This window comes from Clostridium sp. KNHs216 (assembly GCF_006714885.1).
Taxonomy (GTDB): Bacteria; Bacillota; Clostridia; order Oscillospirales; family Acutalibacteraceae; genus Caproiciproducens.
The window spans coordinates 2,800,705-2,820,127 of record NZ_VFMF01000001.1; the positions used below are offsets into that span (position 1 = coordinate 2,800,705).

Below are 19,423 nucleotides of genomic sequence, written 5' to 3' on the forward strand. Positions count from 1 at the left end.
CTTTTGACCAAAGTACCTTCGGGAGTGTGCCCCGCAGAAAAGCGCCCCGCAGGGTATCAGCCTGCGGGGCGCTTTGAAAACATGATGAGGAAGAATTCTGTTAGAAAAGAGTCAGGTTCAGCGCAGCATCGCTTTGGCGATTACCACGCGCTGAATTTCGTTGGTACCCTCAATAATACGGGGAACACGCGCGTCACGGTACAGCTTGCTGATCAGGTACTCGTCACAGAGGCCGTAGCCGCCGTGAATCTGGAGCGCGTCGTCCACTACCTTGCCGAGCGCCTCTGTTGCGAAGCACTTGGCTATGGCGGCCTCTTTGTCGCACTTTACCCCCGCGTCCAGCAGCGCGGTGGATTGGTACACCACACCTCGGGTAGCTTCAATCAGCATTTCCATATTGGCGAGCTTTTCCTGAATCATCTGCTTGTGGCTGATGGGCTTGCCAAACGCAATGCGTTCCTTTGCGTACTGAACCGAAAGATCTCTTGCCAGCTGGGCGATTCCCAGGGAAGAAGCGGCGATAATCGGCCGGGAAGCGGTCAGAACCTTCATAGCGTTCATAAAGCCCGTTTCTTCCGTTCCGACCAGATTGGTCACGGGGATTTCCACGTTGTCGAAGACGACCTCCGCCGTGTTGGAAAGTCTCATGCCGAATTTTTCAATTTTACGTCCTACAGACACGCCGGGGCGGTCCCGCCCCACAATAAAGGTAGCGAGTCCGCGCGCGCCCTTGGACGGGTCGACCGAAGCAACCACAAGGAAAACGCTCGCCAGCGAGGCGTTGGTGATAAACATCTTGGTACCGTTCAGAAAATATTTATCTCCCTGCTTTACGGCCGTGGTCCTTACTGCGCTGGCGTCGGATCCCGCGTCCGGCTCCGTCAGGCAGAAGGAGCTTAAATACCCCTTTTGAAGCAGTCCGGCGTAGTACTGCTTTTGCTCTTCATTACCGGCGGACATGACGATCTTGCCGCCCATGCTGGTTACGTTGAACAGGCCCAGATAGGTGCTTTCAACTTTGGCGCCCTCCTCAATGAGCATGGCGGTGGTGGTGGTGTCAAGTCCCATTCCGCCGTATTCCTCCGGTACCTGCATCATATGCAGGCCCATATCAATGCCCTTTTGAATCATTTCCTGAGGATAATGGCCCTCTTTTTCCCATTCCAGCACATGGGGCTGAACTTCTCTGGTCATAAAGCTCCGAATCAGGTTAACAAGATCCTGCTGAATTTCCGTTCTTTGATATAAACCGCTCAATTGCTATTTCCGCCTTTCCTGTTTCATTTCCGATCTGAAATCATTTTTGGTTCCAGCGTGCCAGAATTTCTTCAATTTTTTCGTCGGTATAGCCGGCCTCACGCATCAGTTCGGCCGTGTGCTCTCCGAGCATGGGGGCACGGGTGAATTCGGCCGGTGTCCTGCTCATAGAGCAGTTCGGGCCGCGGTCGCGATAGGTGCGCATACTCGGCATGTCCGGCAGAGTGGGGGTTTCAATAATCCAGCCGTTGGCATTGTATTCCTCATCGCTCCAAACCTGGTATTGGTCATAAACCTTGCAGCTTGGAATACCGGCCGTGTCCAGCGTGGCCAGAGCGTCTTCGGGTCCTTCAAAGGTTTCCTGCAGCCACTGGTTGATCATTGGAATGAGGATTTTCTGGTTGCGCGCGCGGTCGGTGACCTCCAGATAATTCGGGTCTTCCTTCATCTCCGGGCGTCCCATCAGGTCGCACAGGCTTTCCCAGACCCGTTTCCCGGCTGCGGCAATAATGATATCGCCGCCTTTGCACTGGAACAGGCCGTACGGACACATGGTCGGGTGGTGGTTGCCCTGCCGCCTGCTCATGCGCTCCGGGCCGAAGTTACAGTGGATCAGCGGGGTGTTCATGTAAATGAGTGAACGAAGAAGGGAAACGTCCACGAACTGTCCCTCGCCGGTGTCGCGCCAGTGGTAGAGCGCGGTCATTACGCTGGTAAACAGGTTTACGCCGCCGATGATATCGCCGAGCGGAGCGCCGTGTTTCTGCGGAGCGCCGTCCGCTTCTCCGGTAATGCTCATAAAGCCGGACATTGCCTGCGCCACAATGTCGTAGCCGGGCTTATGGATATATTTTCCGGTCTGGCCGTAGGTGGTAAGGGAACCGTAAACAATGTCCGGCTTTACCCTGCATACGCTTTCATAATCCAGACCGTATTTTTTCATGACGCCGGGGCGGAAATTTTCAATAATGATATTGACGGTGGGCAGCAGCTTTTTTACCGCTTCCAGCCCGTCCGGATCGGTGAGATCAACGGTCAGCGATTTTTTTCCGCGGTTGAACCAGCAGTAGGTAAGGCTTTCCCCATCTATCATCGGGGGGAATTTCCTGCCGTCCTCGCCTCTGCCGGGACGTTCCACTTTGATGACTTCAGCGCCGTAGTCGGCAAACATTGCGCCCGCCGTGGGTCCGGCGGCCATTGTGGTAAAATCCAGAATACGGATTCCTTCCAGGACTTTTTTGCTCATGGGTTTCCTCCCTTTCCGCCGAATCAGGCGTTCATGGCACTCAGGCGCGCCAGCACTGCGTCCGCTTCGGCAACCATACCGTCAATAATTTCCTTAACGCTGGGAATATCGTGAATCAGTCCGATGGCGGGCCCGATACCGAACATGCCGCCGTCAATGTCGCCGGATTCGTAGGCGGCATGGCCTTTCTTTCCGGAGATAACGCTCATCAGCTGCTCCAGAGTAGCACCCTGCGCTTCCATTTCCAGGCACTTCTTGGCCGCGCCGTTGTTTGCGACACGAACCATATTGTTGATCGTGCGCTGGCAGATTGCGGTATCCGCTTCTTCCGCGTTCACAATCCAGTTTTTAAAATTCTCATGGATCCAGCATTCTTTGCTGGCGACGAAACGGGTTCCCATAACGACGCCCTCGCAGCCAAGCGCCAGAGCGGCCACCAGTCCGCGGCCGTCCGTGATTCCTCCGGCGGCGAGCACCGGCACCGTCAGCTCCCTGCTGGTGCGGTTGGACAGCACAATGGTTCCGACTTCATCCTTATAAGGATGTCCCGCTACTTCAAATCCGGCAATGGTCACTAAATCGGCGCCAAGGCTCTCCGCCTTTTTCGCGTGCTTGACACAGGCGGCCTTGTGAATCCATTTAATGCGGTCCTTGTTGGCGGCAAGCACCTCGGCCAGCTCCTTGGGGCTGGCTCCGGCGGTCTCAATGGCGGCGACGCCCTCCTCCATCATGACGTCCACCTGCTGGAACAGATCTTTTCCCGGACGCAGGCTGGGGATCAGGGAAAGGTTTACCGCGAAAGGCTTGTTTGTTAAAGACTTGGTTTTCCGGATTGCCGCGCGAAGGTTTTCAGGCTCCGGGAAAATAGTAACGTTAATGGTGCCCAGACCGCCGGCTTCGGACACGGCGGCGGCAAGCTCCGGCACGCCCAAGTGCTGCATGCCGCCCTGCATAATAGGGTATTGGATTCCGAACAGTTCTGTCATTTTTGTTTTGATCATAATTTTTAATCCTCGATTCAACTGATAAGCTTCATTTGTATTTTAGAAGGTAATACCGATAGAGATCAGGAAAGCCGCCAGAATGGTGACGAGTACATTCCCGACAATCGTGAGCATAAAGTGATGAATATAGGCGTCTTTGTAGTCCAGTTTGCAAAGGGTGTATGTATTGGCCAGAGCGGAAGAGTGGGGAAGTGTGCTCAGGCTGAGGGAAGATATGGCGCACAGACGGTGCAGTGCCGCCGCGGGAATCCCGAGGGACATAAAGTGTGTGCCGAGGGCATCCAGGCCAATTGTGAGTCCTGTGGACGAAGAGGCCGTGATACCGGAAGCAATGCCAAGTGCGATAATAACCTGGAAGGTTCCGGGGCCGGGAATAGAATTCAGCGCACTCAGGATAAAGGAGAAGCCGGACGAGGCGGCCAGAACCGCGCCGAAACCGGCGGCGGAGCCGAGAGCCAGGGCCGTATTGCAGGAGTTCGCCGTAGCGTCCTTCATGTCTGCTTTGTAGTTCAGCTTGGTAATACCGAACAGAAGCATGATGATCAGACAGCCGATTCCCAGGGCAACCGGGGCGTCAAGCTTAAAACCGTTCAATGCGATCAGCATGATTACGGAAGGCAGCAGGCATTTCCACAGCGGCTGTTCGTCAACGCGGGCAACCTCTTTCCAGCCTTTTCTGATTTCCGCACCGGTGGGTTCAAAGCCAAGTCCCAGCCTTTCGCACCGGCGTACGGAAAACCAGATCCACCAGCAGGAAAAAGCCAGCGACGCGACCGAGCAGATAATGCCCAAAACGGGAGCCGCTGCCGCCGTGGTGCCGAAATAGTTCATGGGCAGCAGGTTGGTCAGCTGCGGGGAGCCCGGCAGCATACCGGTTGCAAAGGTAGCGGTACCCATGCCGATGCAGGTAAACATGGACCACGGAATGTCCAAGTCCTCAAACAATTCTTTTCCAATATAGATGAGGGTGAAAATAACAACGAAAACGCTGATGCCGCCGTAGATGAACACGGCTGTCAGCAGACCCATGGACAAACAGGCGACGAATTTTTCGTGCCGGGGAAAACGCTTGGCAAGCCGGGCCATCTTGTAAGCGATGGACTGGGCCGCACCCGTATCGCCCATCATTTTGGCAAAAAGCGCACTCATGAGAAACAGCAGCATATATGCTTTCATAACGCCGCCCAGTTTTCCCATATAGGTGTCGGTCATGGCTTTCAGGATATCCATGCCGGAAAACAGGGCAATGACAATGGAGCCGGCCAGTGTAGAAAAGGTGATGCTGAAACCCTTAAATACACCTACTACAAAAACTCCAACCCCCAGCAGAATTCCAATCAGGCTCAAAACTTCAGGTGACATGTTCTCTCTCCTTCTTCTTCGTAAAAATTTATAAGATACCGAACCAGAGACGAAGGGAATCTTTCATCTGTTAATAAAATATCATTCTTTTTCGCGCACCACTACGTCGGACCCTACGAAAATTCCGGCGGCTTCCGGGAAGATCCGTGGTCATTTTAACCAGCCGTTTTTCGGAACGGCACCGAGCTTCAGCAGATCAGCGGTTTTTTATCCGGTTGAACTCTGCGGTCAGCTCCGGCAGAATTTCGTGCAGGTCGCCTACGATGCTGTAATCCGCTACCCGGAAGATGGGGGCGGAAGGGTCCTTGTTGATGGCAATGACGATATCGGAGCTGCTCATGCCGGCCACATGCTGAATCGCACCGGAAATTCCGCAGGCAAAATAAATCTTGGGCCCTACCGTTTTGCCGGTCTGTCCCACCTGGTGGGAATGGGGGATCCATCCGGCGTCCACAGCCGCGCGGGAGGCGCCGACAGTGCCGCCCAGTGCGTCCGCCAGATCCTGAATCACTTTGAAGTCTTCGGGGCAGCCCACTCCGCGCCCGCCGGAAACAATGATCTGTGCGTTTTCCAAGTCGATCTTTGCTCCGGTTTCCTCCGCTACTGTGTGCAGAATTTCGGTTCGGATCGCTTCGGGGGCAACGTGGATGTTTTCAGAAATAATTTCCGCGGTGCGGGCTTCCGCCGCCGCCGGCTTCTTAAACACGCCGGGGCGTACCGTCCCGATCTGGGGACGATTTTGCGGGCAGACGATCGTCGCCATCAGGTTGCCGCCGAAAGCCGGACGGGTCCACTCCACATTTCCGGTTTCCGGATCAAAGTCCAGCGCTGTACAGTCCGCGGTAAGCCCGGTGCCCAGACGGCAGGAAAGACGGGGTGCAAAGTCACGTCCGTTCGGCGTCGCGCCGATCAGGATTTTAGAGGGCAGGTGTTTTTTGACCAGAGCGTACATTGCGTCGGTATAGGCGTCGGTAGTAAACTGGCGATACTCCGGACTGTCCAGCACATACACCTTTTCAGCGCCGTAAGACACGGCTGCCTGCACGGCGGCTTCCGCGCCGTAACCGATCACCACCGCACACAGAGTGTCCCCCGACTTGTCCGCCAGGCGGCGTCCGGGACTTAGAAGCTCAAGGCCGACATTCTTTGCGGTACCGTCCTCTTCGGTTTCTACATAGACCCAAAGGTTTTTGGTTTCTTCCATAGACATTTTATATCCCTCCCTTAAAGTGCTTTGCTGAGCAGCCGAATCAGCTGCTTTGCGGTATCTGCGGGCGAGACGCCCTCTACCTTCACACTGTTTTTGGTCATATCGGGAGTGAAGGATTTGCTTACTTTCGTCGGGGAACCCTTGAGCCCGGCACGGGTCAGGTCGATGATTACGTCCGCTGAGGTAACGGCGGGAATGTCGGCGCGCGAAGCGGCGGCGCGCGTGCGCAGCGTGGGCCAACGCAGGTCGAAGGCGGTTTTCGTCGCCGTAATCAGGCAGGGAACGCCCACCCTGATTTCCTGATAGCCGGACTCGGTTTCCTTTTTGACCAGCAGGGTCTTTTCGCTTTCCGGGGTAACTTCAATGGCGCAGGTGACCTGCGCCAGATTTCTGTGTTCGGCAATTTCGGGGCCAACCTGTGCGGTATCGCCGTCGATCGCCTGCTTGCCGCAGAAGATCACATCAAATTTGCCTTCCTTTTTTTCCAACGCGTCAATGGCGCAGGAAAGGATATAGCTGGTAGCAAGTGTGTCCGAGCCGCCAAACGCCCGGTCGCTTACCAGATAAGCGGCATCCGCACCGGCGGAAAGGCTTTCCTTCAGCACGGCTTTGGCTTGCGGGGGACCCATGGAAACGGCCACCACTCTGCCGCCGGTCGCGTCTTTGATCCGCAGAGCCATTTCCAGAGCGTAGCTGTCAAAGGGATTAAGAATGCTGGGTACGCCTGTGCGAATCAACGTTTTGGTAATCGGATCGATTTTGATTTCGGTTGTATCCGGAACCTGTTTTACACAAACGAGAATATTCATGTAACATTGACCTCCTGTTCATTAGGTCCATAAGAGATGATTGCTCAATTCTTAGGTTGTTATAATTTTAGCAATTATAAGACGGCTTTTGACCGTATAAGCTTACGAATTTGTCAGCGGGCCTTTTTTAAAAGTTTAGATAATTTGTCCACTGGTCAAAAATCGCCGCCTGAAAATACGGGTGGCTGCCCCGAAGGATTAAAAATACATGTTTAAGGAAGGAACCGATACAAAACAGCGCGAAAAAAGCCGGAACAGCTTCTCCGAAAAGGGTGGGCTGTTCTGACTTTTTGCTTTATGCGCAGCGGTTTCTGGAGGATACGAAGAAAGCGGACGGTTCCGCAAAGGACAGTTGCTTTCAGACCCCTTTATTTGTCAATTGATTTTATTTTTGGGCGTGCTATAATAATCATACTAATTCTACCAACGTCCGGAGGAGCCCATGAAAAAATTTCTGACCGCAGTCATGACGCTGCTTTTGACCGGCTTGATCGGGATGTTCGGATTTTTGGTCCTGTATCACGACAGGCTGGGGCTTGCATGGGACGATCCGTTTACGGGCTTTTTACAGAATGCTTTGGAGGCTTCCGCTTCCAAAGAGCCGGACGGGAGCGCCGGGGATACGGAAAATTCGGATAAAAAGGCTTCTTCCGTTTTGCAGGACGCTGCGCCCGCGTCCGCGAATTATCCCATTTTTCACCAGACGGCGGGGCTGGACAGCCTGACGGACAGCGACAGCCGCGCGCTTTATCAGGGACTTCTGAAATCGGCATATGCCATCGCGCAGGAGGCAAACGAGGACGGATATTATCCTGCCGATGAGGCGACGGTGAAAAATGAGGAGCTTTCCGAAAAGCAGATCCGTGCGGCGGTGCTTGCCCTGCGGTGTGACAATCCGCAGATTTTCTGGCTTACCAACCAGTATTCTTATACCTATCAGTTCGGAAGCACCTCGGTGCAGCTGTTCGCGTATCTGCCTCCCTCAAAATGCAGCGAACTGGTCAAAAAGCTGAACGCGGAGGTTGCTTCGGTCATCGGCGGGATGCCCAAGGGGCTGAGCGAGCTGGACCGGGAGCTCTATCTTTTTCAGGCTATTGCAAAAAGGTGTACTTACGACAACGCCGCGGTGACCGATCAGACCCGCCTGGCCGCCCACGAGGTGACCGGCGCGCTGGTCGACGGCACGGCGGTCTGCGAGGGTTATGCACGGGCCATGCAGCTGCTGGCCTCTTACTGCGGGATCGACTGCCGTACGGTCAGCGGAGAGGGCAACGGCGAGCCGCACATGTGGAACGTCATCAGCATTGACGGCGACTGGTATCATCTCGATCCCACCTGGGGCGACAGCGACCTTCTGAATTATCATTACTTTAATGTGTCGGACAGTATCATCCGTGCGGACCACAGCATCAGCGAGAATATTCTTCTGTTAAAAGGGGAAAAAGTAAAAAACGAGGACGGCTCTTCCGCCGATTACAACCTGTCCCTGCCCGCCTGCACCTCCATGAAGGCGAACTATTTCCGGGCCAGGGGAATCCCTGTCAGCGGGTTTACTTCCGAAAACAACAAAAAGGCCGCGGCTGCGGTCGCCGCAGCGGCAAAATCCAAAAGCAGTACGGTCGAATTTTACATTGATGAGAAATTAAATTATGAGAATACGGTGGCGCAGATGATCGGCGCGCCGAAGTATCAGCTTTTTCATTATATTCAAACGGCAAACCGTTCCCTGAAAGCGGGGAGCCGGATCAACGAGGATAAAATCCAGTATGTCCAGGCGGACAATTGCCGCGGGCTGACGGTCATTCTGGAATATCATTAATTAAGGAAAAGAAAAACGTAGGAAAATGGAACCGTGAATTACGGTATGTGGGAAAAGGAGGCATATGCGGATGAATCTGTTTTGTGCGGGAAAATATCGTTTTTCTCTGGGCGAAAAAGCTTATGTAATCGGAATATTGAATGTTACGCCGGATTCCCTGTCCGACCGGAGCCGTTTCCTCACACCCGAAAAAGCGGCGGGCCGGGCGCTGGAAATGCAGGAGCAGGGCGCCGATATCATTGATATCGGGGCGCAGTCCGCGCGCGCGGGCAGCACGGTGCTTTCTCCGGCGGAAGAGCTGGAAAGGCTTCTGCCGGTGCTGATGCAGCTGAACGGCCGTCTTGCCGTGCCCCTTTCCGTGGATACGTTTTATCCGCAGGTGGCGGCGGAGGTATTAAAATACGGGGTGTCCGTTCTCAGGGATCTGAACGGCTTCGATAACACGGAAATGGTCGCGGCGGCGGCGCGTTCCGACTGCGGCTGTATTGTCATGCATCACCGCGAAACAAAAGAAGAGATTATTCAGGATGTCAATCAATATTTTATGGAAAAATTGGATATCCTAACAAATGCGGGTATTTGCAAAGAGCGCATCTGCTTTGATCCCGGTATCGGCTTTGGGAAAACCCAGGAGCAGGATCTGCGGCTGCTGGGAAACGCGGGCCGGCTCCATGTGGACGGCTGCGCCCTGCTGATCGCGGCTTCGCGCAAGCGAGTGATCGGCGCCGAGTGCGGCAGCCCGCCTTACGAGCAGCGCCTTGCCGGAACGCTGGCCGCCCACGGCATCGCCGTGGCGGACGGTGCGGATATGGTTCGCGCCCACGATGTCGCACAGGCGGTGCAGGCCGCGAAGATCGCGTTTGCGATTCGGCGGGCCCGCGGCTGAAAGGCGTCGGATTATAAGGCAAAATGGGCTGGGGAGAACCCTTTTTAAAAAAAGTTAAAAAAACTTTGGAAAAAGGGTTGACTTACGGGGATGTATTTGGTATTATAGTCAAGCGCCTTACGAAAGACGCAAAAAACGAAAACGAAACTGAAGCGGCACAAACACAGAGCGGAAGCGGAGTTTTCGACTAGGACCTTGAAAATTAAACAACGATAGAATTAAGGAACCCGTAATGAACTTGAGAGTATAGAATGTACTTTCGGACGAAGTTGGTTGTCACTTTAAAAGACAACGAAAATACACGTTAGTGTATCGTATTTAGAGCTCTTCAAAAACTCTGAGTATTACGATATAAACGCCTTCGGGCGATTATATACAATATTTTAGAGAGTTTGATCCTGGCTCAGGACGAACGCTGGCGGCGTGCCTAACACATGCAAGTCGAACGGAATTAAGTTTAACACCGAACACTTTGTTTGGTGGGGACGCCTTACCGAGTGGTGGGTGTTGAGCTTAATTTAGTGGCGGACGGGTGAGTAACGCGTGAGTAACCTGCCTTTCAGAGGGGGATAACGTCTGGAAACGGACGCTAATACCGCATGACATATTTGGGCTGCATGGTCTGAATATCAAAGGAGCAATCCGCTGAAAGATGGACTCGCGTCCGATTAGCTAGTTGGTGAGATAAAGGCCCACCAAGGCGACGATCGGTAGCCGGACTGAGAGGTTGAACGGCCACATTGGGACTGAGACACGGCCCAGACTCCTACGGGAGGCAGCAGTGGGGGATATTGCACAATGGAGGAAACTCTGATGCAGCAACGCCGCGTGAGGGAAGACGGTTTTCGGATTGTAAACCTCTGTCCTTGGTGACGAAACAAATGACGGTAGCCAAGGAGGAAGCTCCGGCTAACTACGTGCCAGCAGCCGCGGTAATACGTAGGGAGCAAGCGTTGTCCGGATTTACTGGGTGTAAAGGGTGCGTAGGCGGCTCTGCAAGTCAGGCGTGAAATATATGGGCTTAACCCATAGACTGCGTTTGAAACTGTGGAGCTTGAGTGAAGTAGAGGTAGGCGGAATTCCCGGTGTAGCGGTGAAATGCGTAGAGATCGGGAGGAACACCAGTGGCGAAGGCGGCTTACTGGGCTTTAACTGACGCTGAGGCACGAAAGCATGGGTAGCAAACAGGATTAGATACCCTGGTAGTCCATGCCGTAAACGATGATTACTAGGTGTGGGGGGTCTGACCCCTTCCGTGCCGGAGTTAACACAATAAGTAATCCACCTGGGGAGTACGGCCGCAAGGTTGAAACTCAAAGGAATTGACGGGGGCCCGCACAAGCAGTGGAGTATGTGGTTTAATTCGAAGCAACGCGAAGAACCTTACCAGGTCTTGACATCCAACTAACGAAGCAGAGATGCATCAGGTGCCCTTCGGGGAAAGTTGAGACAGGTGGTGCATGGTTGTCGTCAGCTCGTGTCGTGAGATGTTGGGTTAAGTCCCGCAACGAGCGCAACCCCTGTGATTAGTTGCTACGCAAGAGCACTCTAATCAGACTGCCGTTGACAAAACGGAGGAAGGTGGGGACGACGTCAAATCATCATGCCCTTTATGACCTGGGCTACACACGTACTACAATGGCTGTTAACAAAGGGAAGCAAGACCGCGAGGTGGAGCAAAACCTAAAAAACAGTCTCAGTTCGGATCGCAGGCTGCAACCCGCCTGCGTGAAGTTGGAATTGCTAGTAATCGCGGATCATCATGCCGCGGTGAATACGTTCCCGGGCCTTGTACACACCGCCCGTCACACCATGGGAGCCGGTAATACCCGAAGTCAGTAGCCTAACCGCAAGGGAGGCGCTGCCGAAGGTAGGATTGGCGACTGGGGTGAAGTCGTAACAAGGTAGCCGTATCGGAAGGTGCGGCTGGATCACCTCCTTTCTATGGAGACATGAGCAGCTGAAACACGCTGGTCTAACATCCTAGGTCGGTTACGGAAGACGAAATTCGAATCGTTGTTTAATTTTGAAGGCCCTGAGCTGAGCTCAGAGGCACGGCCCGCGGACAGCAGTCCGAGGAAAGTGTCTTGGCGCCGCGGGACGGTAACAACCGGCTTCCGGGGCGAGGAGCGAAGCGCAAAGCTTTCAGAAAAAAAGTGGAAACAAGGGTAGAACACCTGAGTGAAGCTACCTTTATATGGGGGTTTAGCTCAGCTGGGAGAGCGCCTGCTTTGCAAGCAGGAGGTCAACGGTTCGATCCCGTTAATCTCCACCAGCGGCGAGTCGCCGCAGACAATTCGCGGGTAAGATTTGATGGAAACGTGAAATGAGTGCACGCGGAAAGAAGCGAAGACGAGCCAAAACAAAATGTGGCTAAGGGTGACAACCTGAACGCCGGAATATGGGCTTATAGCTCAGCCGGTTAGAGCGCACGCCTGATAAGCGTGAGGTCGGTGGTTCGAGTCCACTTAAGCCCACCACGGACACAGTCCGTTTTTGCCGCGCACAAAGCAAACTTGAAAGAGGAAGCAGAGTGCCCGCGTAACGGAGGAAGTCCTCAAAAATACATACGGTAGTTTGAATTCACTTCGGTGGAGGAAAGGGTATCGTGTGGAAAAGGTCGGCAGAAGGTAGAATCCGCGACAGAACGGGTCTTTTGATCTGGGAACTGTCCCGTGACGAAACGGCCTGCGGCCGTGTACATTGAAAACTGAATAAAGAAGAAGCAGATATTAAGCGAGAAATAACTTGTTATTTTTAGATTTAAATCTACAATTTCAAATTTTTAAAGAAGAACCAAGAAAAAACACATGGTCAAGCTACAAAGAGCGCAAGGGGAATGCCTTGGCACTGGGAGCCGATGAAGGACGCGACTAACTGCGAAAAGCTATGGGGAGCCGTAAGTGGGCATTGATCCATAGATATCCGAATGGAGCAATCCAACTGGAGTCATGTCCAGTTATCATACACTGAATTCATAGGTGTATGAGGGGAACCGCCTGAACTGAAACATCTAAGTAGGGCGAGGAAAAGACATCAAATGAGATTCCGCTAGTAGTGGCGAGCGAACGCGGAAGAGGCCAAACCGGGGGTAGCAATACTCCCGGGGTTCGGACAGCAATGTGGATGCTGGAATTTAGCAGAATGGCATGGGAAGGCCAACGAAACAGTGTGAGAGTCACGTATGCGAAAAAGGAAAGCGCCTAGCTGTATCCAGAGTACCGCCGGACACGTGAAACCCGGTGGGAATATGGGGGGACCACCCTCCAAGCCTAAATACTACCCAGTGACCGATAGTGAACAGTACTGTGAAGGAAAGGTGAAAAGGACCCCGGAAGGGGAGTGAAAAAGAACCTGAAACCTTGTGCTTACAAGCACCGAGAGCCCGTCAAAGGGTGATCGGGTACCTTTTGTAGAATGGTCCGGCGAGTGAATGTAACTGGCAAGGTTAAGTCCTTAAGGGATGGAGCCGCAGGGAAACCGAGTCTGAACAGGGCGTATGAAGTCAGTTGTATTCGACCCGAAACCGGGTGACCTACCCATGTCCAGGTTGAAGTGGGGGTAAAACCCCATGGAGGACCGAACCGACTCCTGTTGAAATAGTAGCGGATGAGGTGTGGGTAGCGGAGAAATTCCAATCGAACCCGGAGATAGCTGGTTCTCTCCGAAATAGCTTTAGGGCTAGCCTCGTATTAGATTACCGGAGGTAAAGCACTGAATGGTCTAGGGGCCGAAAGGCTACTGAAACCTATCAAACTCAGAATGCCGGATAATTGATGTACGGGAGTCAGACAGCGTGAGATAAGTTTCGTTGTCAAAAGGGAAACAGCCCAGACCCACAGCTAAGGTCCCAAAATATGGTTAAGTGGAAAAGGATGTGGGGTTGCACAGACAACCAGGATGTTGGCTTAGAAGCAGCCACTCATTAAAAGAGTGCGTAATAGCTCACTGGTCGAGTGACCCTGCGCCGAAAATTTAACGGGGCTAAATCATATACCGAAGCTTGGGATTCCGCAAGGAATGGTAGGAGAGCGTTGAATAAGGGGTGAAGTCAGAGCGGAAGCGCTGGTGGACTTTATTCAAGTGAGAATGCCGGAATGAGTAGCGAGAAATGTGTGAGAATCATATTGGCCGAAAGTCTAAGGTTTTTGGAGGAAGGTTCGTCCGCTCCAAGTAAGCCGGGAGCTAAGGTGAGGCCGAGAGGCGTAGCCGATGCACATACGGTGGAAATTCCGTAGCCGCCAAAAGATTTAAGTAAGAGGACACCTGCAAAGGGCATAACCCGGGCGATGGTTGACCCGGGCGTAAGGGACCGAAATTAGAGTAGGGAAGTATGCTTAGCGCAGGGCGAGAAAAGTCTTATGTATATCTTCGGCGCCCGTACCGCAAACCGACACAGGTAGATAGGAAGAGAATTCCAAGGCCAACGGGAGAAGGGTAGTTAAGGAACTCGGCAAATTGACCCCGTAACTTAGGGAAAAGGGGTGCCACAGCAATGTGGCCGCAGAGAATAGGCCCAGGCGACTGTTTAGCAAAAACACAGGTCTCTGCCAAATCGCAAGATGAAGTATAGGGGCTGACACCTGCCCGGTGCTGGAAGGTTAAGAGGAGATGTGCAAGCATTGAATTGAAGCCCCAGTAAACGGCGGCCGTAACTATAACGGTCCTAAGGTAGCGAAATTCCTTGTCGGGTAAGTTCCGACCCGCACGAATGGTGTAACGATCTGGGCACTGTCTCAATTACCCGCCCGGCGAAATTGTAGTACCGGTGAAGATGCCGGTTACCCGCGACAAGACGGAAAGACCCCATGGAGCTTTACTGCAGTTTAATATTGGGTTTCGGTAATTTATGTACAGGATAGGTGGGAGACTGCGAAGCAAGGGCGCCAGCCTTTGTGGAGTCGCTGTTGGGATACCACTCTTAAGTTGCTGAAATTCTAACCTGCGGCCGTGAATCCGGCCGGGGGACATTGTTAGACGGGCAGTTTGACTGGGGCGGTCGCCTCCAAAAGAGTAACGGAGGCGCTCAAAGGTCAGCTCAGCACGGACGGAAACCGTGCCTTTGAGTGTAAACGCGTAAGCTGGCCTAACTGCGAGGGTGACGGCCCGAGCAGTAACGAAAGTTGGAGTTAGTGATCCGGCGGTATGAGAGTGGAATTGCCGTCGCTCAACGGATAAAAGCTACCCTGGGGATAACAGGCTGATCTCCCCCAAGAGTCCACATCGACGGGGAGGTTTGGCACCTCGATGTCGGCTCATCACATCCTGGGGCTGTATTCGGTCCCAAGGGTTCGGCTGTTCGCCGATTAAAGTGGTACGCGAGCTGGGTTCAGAACGTCGTGAGACAGTTCGGTCCCTATCTGTCGTGGGCGCAGGATATTTGAGGAGAGCTGTCCTTAGTACGAGAGGACCGGGATGGACGCACCGCTGGCGCACCAGTTGTCATGCCAATGGCACAGCTGGGCAACTATGTGCGGATCGGATAAACGCTGAAAGCATCTAAGCGTGAAGCCGACTCCAAGATTAGATATCCCATAGCGTAAGCTAGTAAGGCCCCTTGAAGACTACAAGGTTGATAGGCTGCGTGTGTAAGTACGGTAACGTATTCAGCTTGGCAGTACTAATAGGCCGAGGGCTTGACCATATTTTTCTTGGCAACCCTCTATTTCTCACTTCTGCTTCCCTCCCTTTATTCAGTTTTCAGTGTACAATTTGTACCTGTAGAAATGCAAAGAGCAGCGGATGAAAATCCGGAGCGTGCAGGCTCAACCTGCCATATGCACCATTAGCTCAGTTGGTAGAGCACCTGACTCTTAATCAGGGTGTCCCGGGTTCGAGTCCCTGATGGTGCACCATTAAGAAGTCGGAACGGGGGCTGGAGCCTCTGGCCTCTGCATCTGACTGTATGAAAGATATGGCCCGTTGGTCAAGCGGTTAAGACACCGGCCTCTCACGCCGATAACGGGAGTTCGATTCTCCCACGGGTCACCATTTTCTGTTCCGCAGCAATCAGTTTTTGTTTCCGCCGAGTCGGAGAATCGAACTCCGGTCTTCCACAGGAAAGTAAGGGTTGAGATTCGAAGTGGCTGTCTGAGGTAATCGCCGTAGGTGTGTGCCGACTGCAAAGTCCTCCCACGGGTCACCATTTTCTGTTCTATGGCAATCAGTTTTTGTTTCCGCCGAGTCGGAGAATTACAATTCAATAAGTTTAGTTGGTACTGATGACGGTGAGGGTCCACCCGTTCCCATCCCGAACACGGAAGTTAAGCTCACTGGTGCCGAAGATACTTGGCTGGTAACGGCCCGGGACAATAGGAAGGTGCCAACACAAATATTCCTCAATAGCTCAGCCGGTAGAGCATGCGGCTGTTAACCGCAGGGTCGTTGGTTCGAGTCCAACTTGGGGAGCCAGAGAAGATCACCAGTCGTAGGATTGGTGGTCTTTGTGTTTTACCTGCATGTCCTGAAAGATTCAATCAGGGCGTCGGAAAATTACAGGCCGGATTGTTTTGGACCATGACCCTAGGGGCGAGCATAATTTGGAGAGACGAAGGAATCACCCGTCGCAAGATGGGTGATTTTTTTTTATAGCTGATGGCAACGTAACTCGGGAGGCGGCTTCTCAAAGGAAAAAGGAGTCATATTTTGCGAATTGCTTTTTTATTTCTAATCCCTTCCTTTTTCAACAGATGGAAAGAGCTTTGTGGAAAATCAGTGCAGCAGTTTCAAAAGAATTCTTAAAAATTTTGAAAATCAAAGAGCTTTTCCGACAATTAAAAGACATCTTACAGCATTCCAGTTGATTCTGCAATAAGTTTGCTTTTCTCCCAAGCCGAAGGCGGGGGAGAAACCTGTTTTGTCTTGCAAACTGAAAAGGAATTGCTGTTAAGACGGCCTTTTCAGACTAACTATAAATCATCATACTGCCTTTACAAAACTTGACAGACCCGGTCTGCTTCCCTATAATGAGGATAAAAAGAACAGAAAAAACATTTCTGCTGTAGTGACAATCATGGAAGCGATTGGAACTTATCAAATGATTTTAGAAAGGTATTATGGTTGATGAAATATACTCATATCGTTTTTGATGTTGACGGAACACTGCTTGACAGTGAGGACGCGGTGCTTTTATCCTTTCAGAAGATGCTTTTTACCATACAGGGAAAAATGTATCCGCTGGAAGAACTTCGGTTTTCCCTTGGAATCCCCGGGCATGACACGTTGACCAAAATGAAGGTTGAGCCGCTCGAAGAGGCTTTCCGCATATGGGGAGAATATGAACTGGAGTTTTCCTATTCCATAAAACCATTCAAAGAAATCCCTTCAACGCTTTTACAGCTGAAAAAAAATGGGATTCAAATGGGCATTATTACGTCCCGGACGAGGGAAGAGTACGCGACGGTTGTTTCTTCTTTCGGGCTGGATCATTATTTTGAACACATTCTCTGTGCGGAGGATTCATCCGGACACAAGCCCGATCCGGCGCCGATGTTCAGATATATGGAGCTGTCCGGTGCGAGTAAGGAAAATGTGCTGTATATCGGGGACTCCGCTTATGACTGCAGATGCGCGCACGGGGCGGGTGTGGACTTTGCTTTGGCTTTGTGGGGCTGCCGCGCTCCGGAGGGCATTTCTCCGGAATATGCCATGGAGAAGCCGGAAGATGTATTATCTTTATAAGAAAATGTAGGGAACAGATTCCCTATGCAGTATGGCTTAAAGTTTAAGGAAGGCGTTGAGGTGCGGGTATGATTGGAATTATCGGGGCAATGTCGGTAGAAGTGGAAAATTTAATCGCGGTCATGACGGATAAAAGTACGCAGACAGTCAGTTCGGTGGTTTACTATACCGGAAGAATAGAGAATATCGACTGTGTTGTTGCCAAATGCGGCGTTGGAAAAGTTGCGGCGGCGGTCTGCACACAGACCATGATTTTGAATTATCACCCCAGCGCGGTCATCAATGTCGGCGTTGCGGGCGGTATCGGCGGAAACATTCATATCGGGGATATCGTCGTATCAAGCGGGCTGGTGCAGCACGACATGGATACCACCGCCATTGGGGATGAAAAAGGCCTGATCAGCGGACTGAATATCGTCACCATTCCCGCCAGCACAAGGCTGGTTGATCTGGTGGTTTCCACCGCGAAGCAGATTTACGGCCAGGGCGTGCATGTCGGCGTGATCGCCACCGGGGACCAGTTCATCAGCAGCGGGGAAAAGCTGCGGGAAATCGCCCGGGATTTTCAGGCTTCGGCGTGCGAAATGGAAGGCGGGAGCATCGCCCAGGTATGCTACATAAACCATGTGGATTTCGTGGTCATCCGGGCCATCTCGGATAATGCCAATGAGGCGGCCAATATCGATTTTGCCGCTTTTGCTATTTCCTCCGCACATAAGACTGCGGAGCTTATCACAAAAATATTACCCTCCATCTGAAAAAGAGGTGTAAGACATGAAGATCATCGACGTGTCGCGTGAGCTTTTTTCCGCACCGGTTTATCCGGGGGATCCGGAGCCTTACCGGGACCCCGTGCGCCGGATGGAGCTGGGGGACGTCTGCAATCTTTCAGGTTTTTACACGGGATGCCACAGCGCCACCCACGTTGACGCACCGCGCCATTTCATTGAGGACGGCGAGACGGTCGACCAGCTCGATTTGGCGCGGCTGACAGGCCCCTGTACCGTCGCAGAGGCAAGCGGTATCATTACCGGTTCCGATATTGACAATATCGTGCCGTATGCTCAGAAAATGATTCTTTTCAAGGGGCAGGCATCCCTGTCCCAAAGCGCCGCCTTCGCGCTGACGGCCGCGGGCGTTACCCTCGTGGGAACGGATGCGCTCAGCATCGAAACGGAAGAGGACGACTCCTTTCCCGCGCACAAAGAGCTGCTGGGGGCGGGCGTACTGATTCTGGAAGGGCTGGACCTCTCCGCGGCGGAGCCCGGTGACTACCGGCTGATCGCCCTGCCGCTCCGCCTGGGCGGAGCGGAGGCTTCCCCGGTAAGGGCCGTCCTGCTTGAGAATGAAGGCGATTGTTTTTATGAATCCACAGATTCGGAGATTTGAAGAACTGACCGTTAATGCTTTTCCAGCTTTACAGACGGAACTGTTTGACGGTTGGGTTTTACGCTTTTCGGATGGGTTTAGTTATCGGGCGAACTGTATTTGCCCTCTTTATCCGTCGGAAATCAATCTGGAAAATAAAATCAGGCTATGCGAACAAAAATATGCTGCAAAAGGCTTGCCGGCGGTCTTTAAAATGACGGAAAACACACGGGATTTGGACGGAATCTTGGAACAACGAGGTTTCTCCATAGCGAAAAGCGTGGACCTTATGAGCGCTGCGATACCACCGGACTCTGACGCGCATTGCTTGAACGGTGTGGAGGTATCAGAAAAAATAGATGAGGAATGGCTGAATGCGGCTGTCTGTTTTTCTGATATACACCATAAGGCCATGCAGAACATCCAAAAAAGGATTTTAAGGAAGATTGCGGGCAGGACTGTTTGCGTAAAGGTTAGGCAAGATAAAAGGGTGGTTGGATGCGGTTTGGGCGTCCTCGACGGCGGTTCTATCGGATTGTATGATATACGGGTGGATGAAAACCATCGCCGATTGGGATTCGGTACGCGTATTTGCAGGACTATTTTACAGGCCGGTAAAGCTGCGAATGGAATGGAAGCATATTTACAGGTGAGTTGTGAAAATCACAAGGCTATCAGCCTGTATCAGAAATTAGGCTTCCATGTGCTTTACCACTATTGGTTCAGAGTAAAGCGGACGGATAATTGTATGGATATTATAGATTGACGGTTTTTTGTTTAAA

At 52.5% G+C, this 19,423-nt stretch carries 12 protein-coding genes, 5 tRNA genes and 3 rRNA genes; 14 read left to right on the forward strand and 6 right to left on the reverse strand.

What is annotated here, in order from left to right; translation table 11 throughout:
• Positions 1-117: 117 nt before the first annotated feature.
• From LY85_RS13490 to LY85_RS13515, 6 genes are all read right to left on the reverse strand, one after another.
• Positions 118-1,257, reverse strand: coding sequence for an acyl-CoA dehydrogenase family protein (locus LY85_RS13490; protein ID WP_141827059.1), 1,140 nt, complete (start codon positions 1,255-1,257; stop codon positions 118-120).
• 40 nt (positions 1,258-1,297) lie between these two features.
• Positions 1,298-2,503, reverse strand: coding sequence for a CoA transferase (locus LY85_RS13495; RefSeq protein ID WP_141827060.1), 1,206 nt, complete (start codon positions 2,501-2,503; stop codon positions 1,298-1,300).
• A gap of 23 nt (positions 2,504-2,526) precedes the next feature.
• Positions 2,527-3,504: a nitronate monooxygenase gene (locus LY85_RS13500; protein ID WP_243122563.1), complete on the reverse strand. Its 978-nt coding sequence runs from the start codon at positions 3,502-3,504 to the stop codon at positions 2,527-2,529.
• A gap of 42 nt (positions 3,505-3,546) precedes the next feature.
• Positions 3,547-4,869, reverse strand: coding sequence for a GntP family permease (locus LY85_RS13505; protein ID WP_141827061.1), 1,323 nt, complete (start codon positions 4,867-4,869; stop codon positions 3,547-3,549).
• Positions 4,870-5,065: 196 nt separating this feature from the next.
• Positions 5,066-6,079 carry an electron transfer flavoprotein subunit alpha/FixB family protein gene (locus LY85_RS13510; RefSeq protein ID WP_347562440.1) on the reverse strand — a complete coding sequence of 338 codons (1,014 nt, stop codon included), beginning with the start codon at positions 6,077-6,079 and terminating at the stop codon, positions 5,066-5,068.
• A 14-nt stretch (positions 6,080-6,093) separates the two neighbouring features.
• Positions 6,094-6,888, reverse strand: a complete 795-nt coding sequence (locus tag LY85_RS13515; protein ID WP_141827062.1) for an electron transfer flavoprotein subunit beta/FixA family protein — start codon at positions 6,886-6,888, stop codon at positions 6,094-6,096.
• A 442-nt stretch (positions 6,889-7,330) separates the two neighbouring features.
• Here LY85_RS13515 and LY85_RS13520 point away from each other — a divergent pair, with 442 nt between their 5' ends.
• The 14 genes from LY85_RS13520 (at position 7,331) to LY85_RS13585 (ending at position 19,407) form a co-directional block, all read left to right on the forward strand.
• A complete protein-coding gene (locus LY85_RS13520; RefSeq protein ID WP_141827063.1) occupies positions 7,331-8,707 on the forward strand; it encodes a transglutaminase domain-containing protein in 1,377 nt (458 codons plus the stop codon).
• A 70-nt stretch (positions 8,708-8,777) separates the two neighbouring features.
• Positions 8,778-9,593 (forward strand): dihydropteroate synthase, encoded by an 816-nt coding sequence (gene folP / locus LY85_RS13525; protein WP_141827064.1) that lies wholly within the window; start codon positions 8,778-8,780, stop codon positions 9,591-9,593.
• Positions 9,594-9,973: 380 nt separating this feature from the next.
• A 16S ribosomal RNA gene (locus LY85_RS13530) occupies positions 9,974-11,535 on the forward strand.
• 257 nt (positions 11,536-11,792) lie between these two features.
• Positions 11,793-11,868: transfer RNA gene (locus LY85_RS13535), tRNA-Ala, on the forward strand.
• Positions 11,869-11,996: 128 nt separating this feature from the next.
• Positions 11,997-12,073 (forward strand) — tRNA-Ile (locus LY85_RS13540).
• A 332-nt stretch (positions 12,074-12,405) separates the two neighbouring features.
• Positions 12,406-15,237, forward strand: a 23S ribosomal RNA gene (locus LY85_RS13545).
• A 135-nt stretch (positions 15,238-15,372) separates the two neighbouring features.
• Positions 15,373-15,448: transfer RNA gene (locus LY85_RS13550), tRNA-Lys, on the forward strand.
• A 61-nt stretch (positions 15,449-15,509) separates the two neighbouring features.
• Positions 15,510-15,584 (forward strand) — tRNA-Glu (locus LY85_RS13555).
• 220 nt (positions 15,585-15,804) lie between these two features.
• Positions 15,805-15,921, forward strand: a 5S ribosomal RNA gene (gene rrf, locus LY85_RS13560).
• Together the 16S, 23S and 5S rRNA genes with 5 tRNA genes alongside form the textbook arrangement of a ribosomal RNA operon.
• A gap of 7 nt (positions 15,922-15,928) precedes the next feature.
• Positions 15,929-16,004: transfer RNA gene (locus tag LY85_RS13565), tRNA-Asn, on the forward strand.
• Between the two features lie 651 nt (positions 16,005-16,655).
• Positions 16,656-17,273, forward strand: a complete 618-nt coding sequence (locus LY85_RS13570) for an HAD family hydrolase (RefSeq protein ID WP_141827065.1) — start codon at positions 16,656-16,658, stop codon at positions 17,271-17,273.
• Positions 17,274-17,341: 68 nt separating this feature from the next.
• Positions 17,342-18,031, forward strand: coding sequence for a 5'-methylthioadenosine/adenosylhomocysteine nucleosidase (locus tag LY85_RS13575; RefSeq protein WP_141827066.1), 690 nt, complete (start codon positions 17,342-17,344; stop codon positions 18,029-18,031).
• A 16-nt stretch (positions 18,032-18,047) separates the two neighbouring features.
• Positions 18,048-18,662 carry a cyclase family protein gene (locus tag LY85_RS13580; protein WP_141827067.1) on the forward strand — a complete coding sequence of 205 codons (615 nt, stop codon included), beginning with the start codon at positions 18,048-18,050 and terminating at the stop codon, positions 18,660-18,662.
• On the forward strand, positions 18,637-19,407 hold the full coding sequence (locus LY85_RS13585) for a GNAT family N-acetyltransferase (RefSeq protein ID WP_185741222.1): 771 nt from the start codon (positions 18,637-18,639) through the stop codon (positions 19,405-19,407). Before LY85_RS13580 ends, LY85_RS13585 begins: the two co-directional genes overlap by 26 nt.
• Positions 19,408-19,423: the final 16 nt, after the last annotated feature.

What these genes read in the sequence shown, in the direction of transcription:
- LY85_RS13495 (WP_141827060.1), bottom strand. Translation starts at nt 2,503, where the DNA reads ATGAGCAAAAAAGTCCTGGAAGGAATCCGTATTCTGGATTTTACCACA.
- LY85_RS13500 (WP_243122563.1), bottom strand. Translation starts at nt 3,504, where the DNA reads ATGATCAAAACAAAAATGACAGAACTGTTCGGAATCCAATACCCTATT.
- LY85_RS13505 (WP_141827061.1), bottom strand. Translation starts at nt 4,869, where the DNA reads ATGTCACCTGAAGTTTTGAGCCTGATTGGAATTCTGCTGGGGGTTGGA.
- LY85_RS13510 (WP_347562440.1), bottom strand. Translation starts at nt 6,079, where the DNA reads ATGTCTATGGAAGAAACCAAAAACCTTTGGGTCTATGTAGAAACCGAA.
- LY85_RS13515 (WP_141827062.1), bottom strand. Translation starts at nt 6,888, where the DNA reads ATGAATATTCTCGTTTGTGTAAAACAGGTTCCGGATACAACCGAAATC.
- LY85_RS13520 (WP_141827063.1), top strand. Translation starts at nt 7,331, where the DNA reads ATGAAAAAATTTCTGACCGCAGTCATGACGCTGCTTTTGACCGGCTTG.
- folP (WP_141827064.1), top strand. Translation starts at nt 8,778, where the DNA reads ATGAATCTGTTTTGTGCGGGAAAATATCGTTTTTCTCTGGGCGAAAAA.
- LY85_RS13570 (WP_141827065.1), top strand. Translation starts at nt 16,656, where the DNA reads ATGAAATATACTCATATCGTTTTTGATGTTGACGGAACACTGCTTGAC.
- LY85_RS13575 (WP_141827066.1), top strand. Translation starts at nt 17,342, where the DNA reads ATGATTGGAATTATCGGGGCAATGTCGGTAGAAGTGGAAAATTTAATC.
- LY85_RS13580 (WP_141827067.1), top strand. Translation starts at nt 18,048, where the DNA reads ATGAAGATCATCGACGTGTCGCGTGAGCTTTTTTCCGCACCGGTTTAT.
- LY85_RS13585 (WP_185741222.1), top strand. Translation starts at nt 18,637, where the DNA reads ATGAATCCACAGATTCGGAGATTTGAAGAACTGACCGTTAATGCTTTT.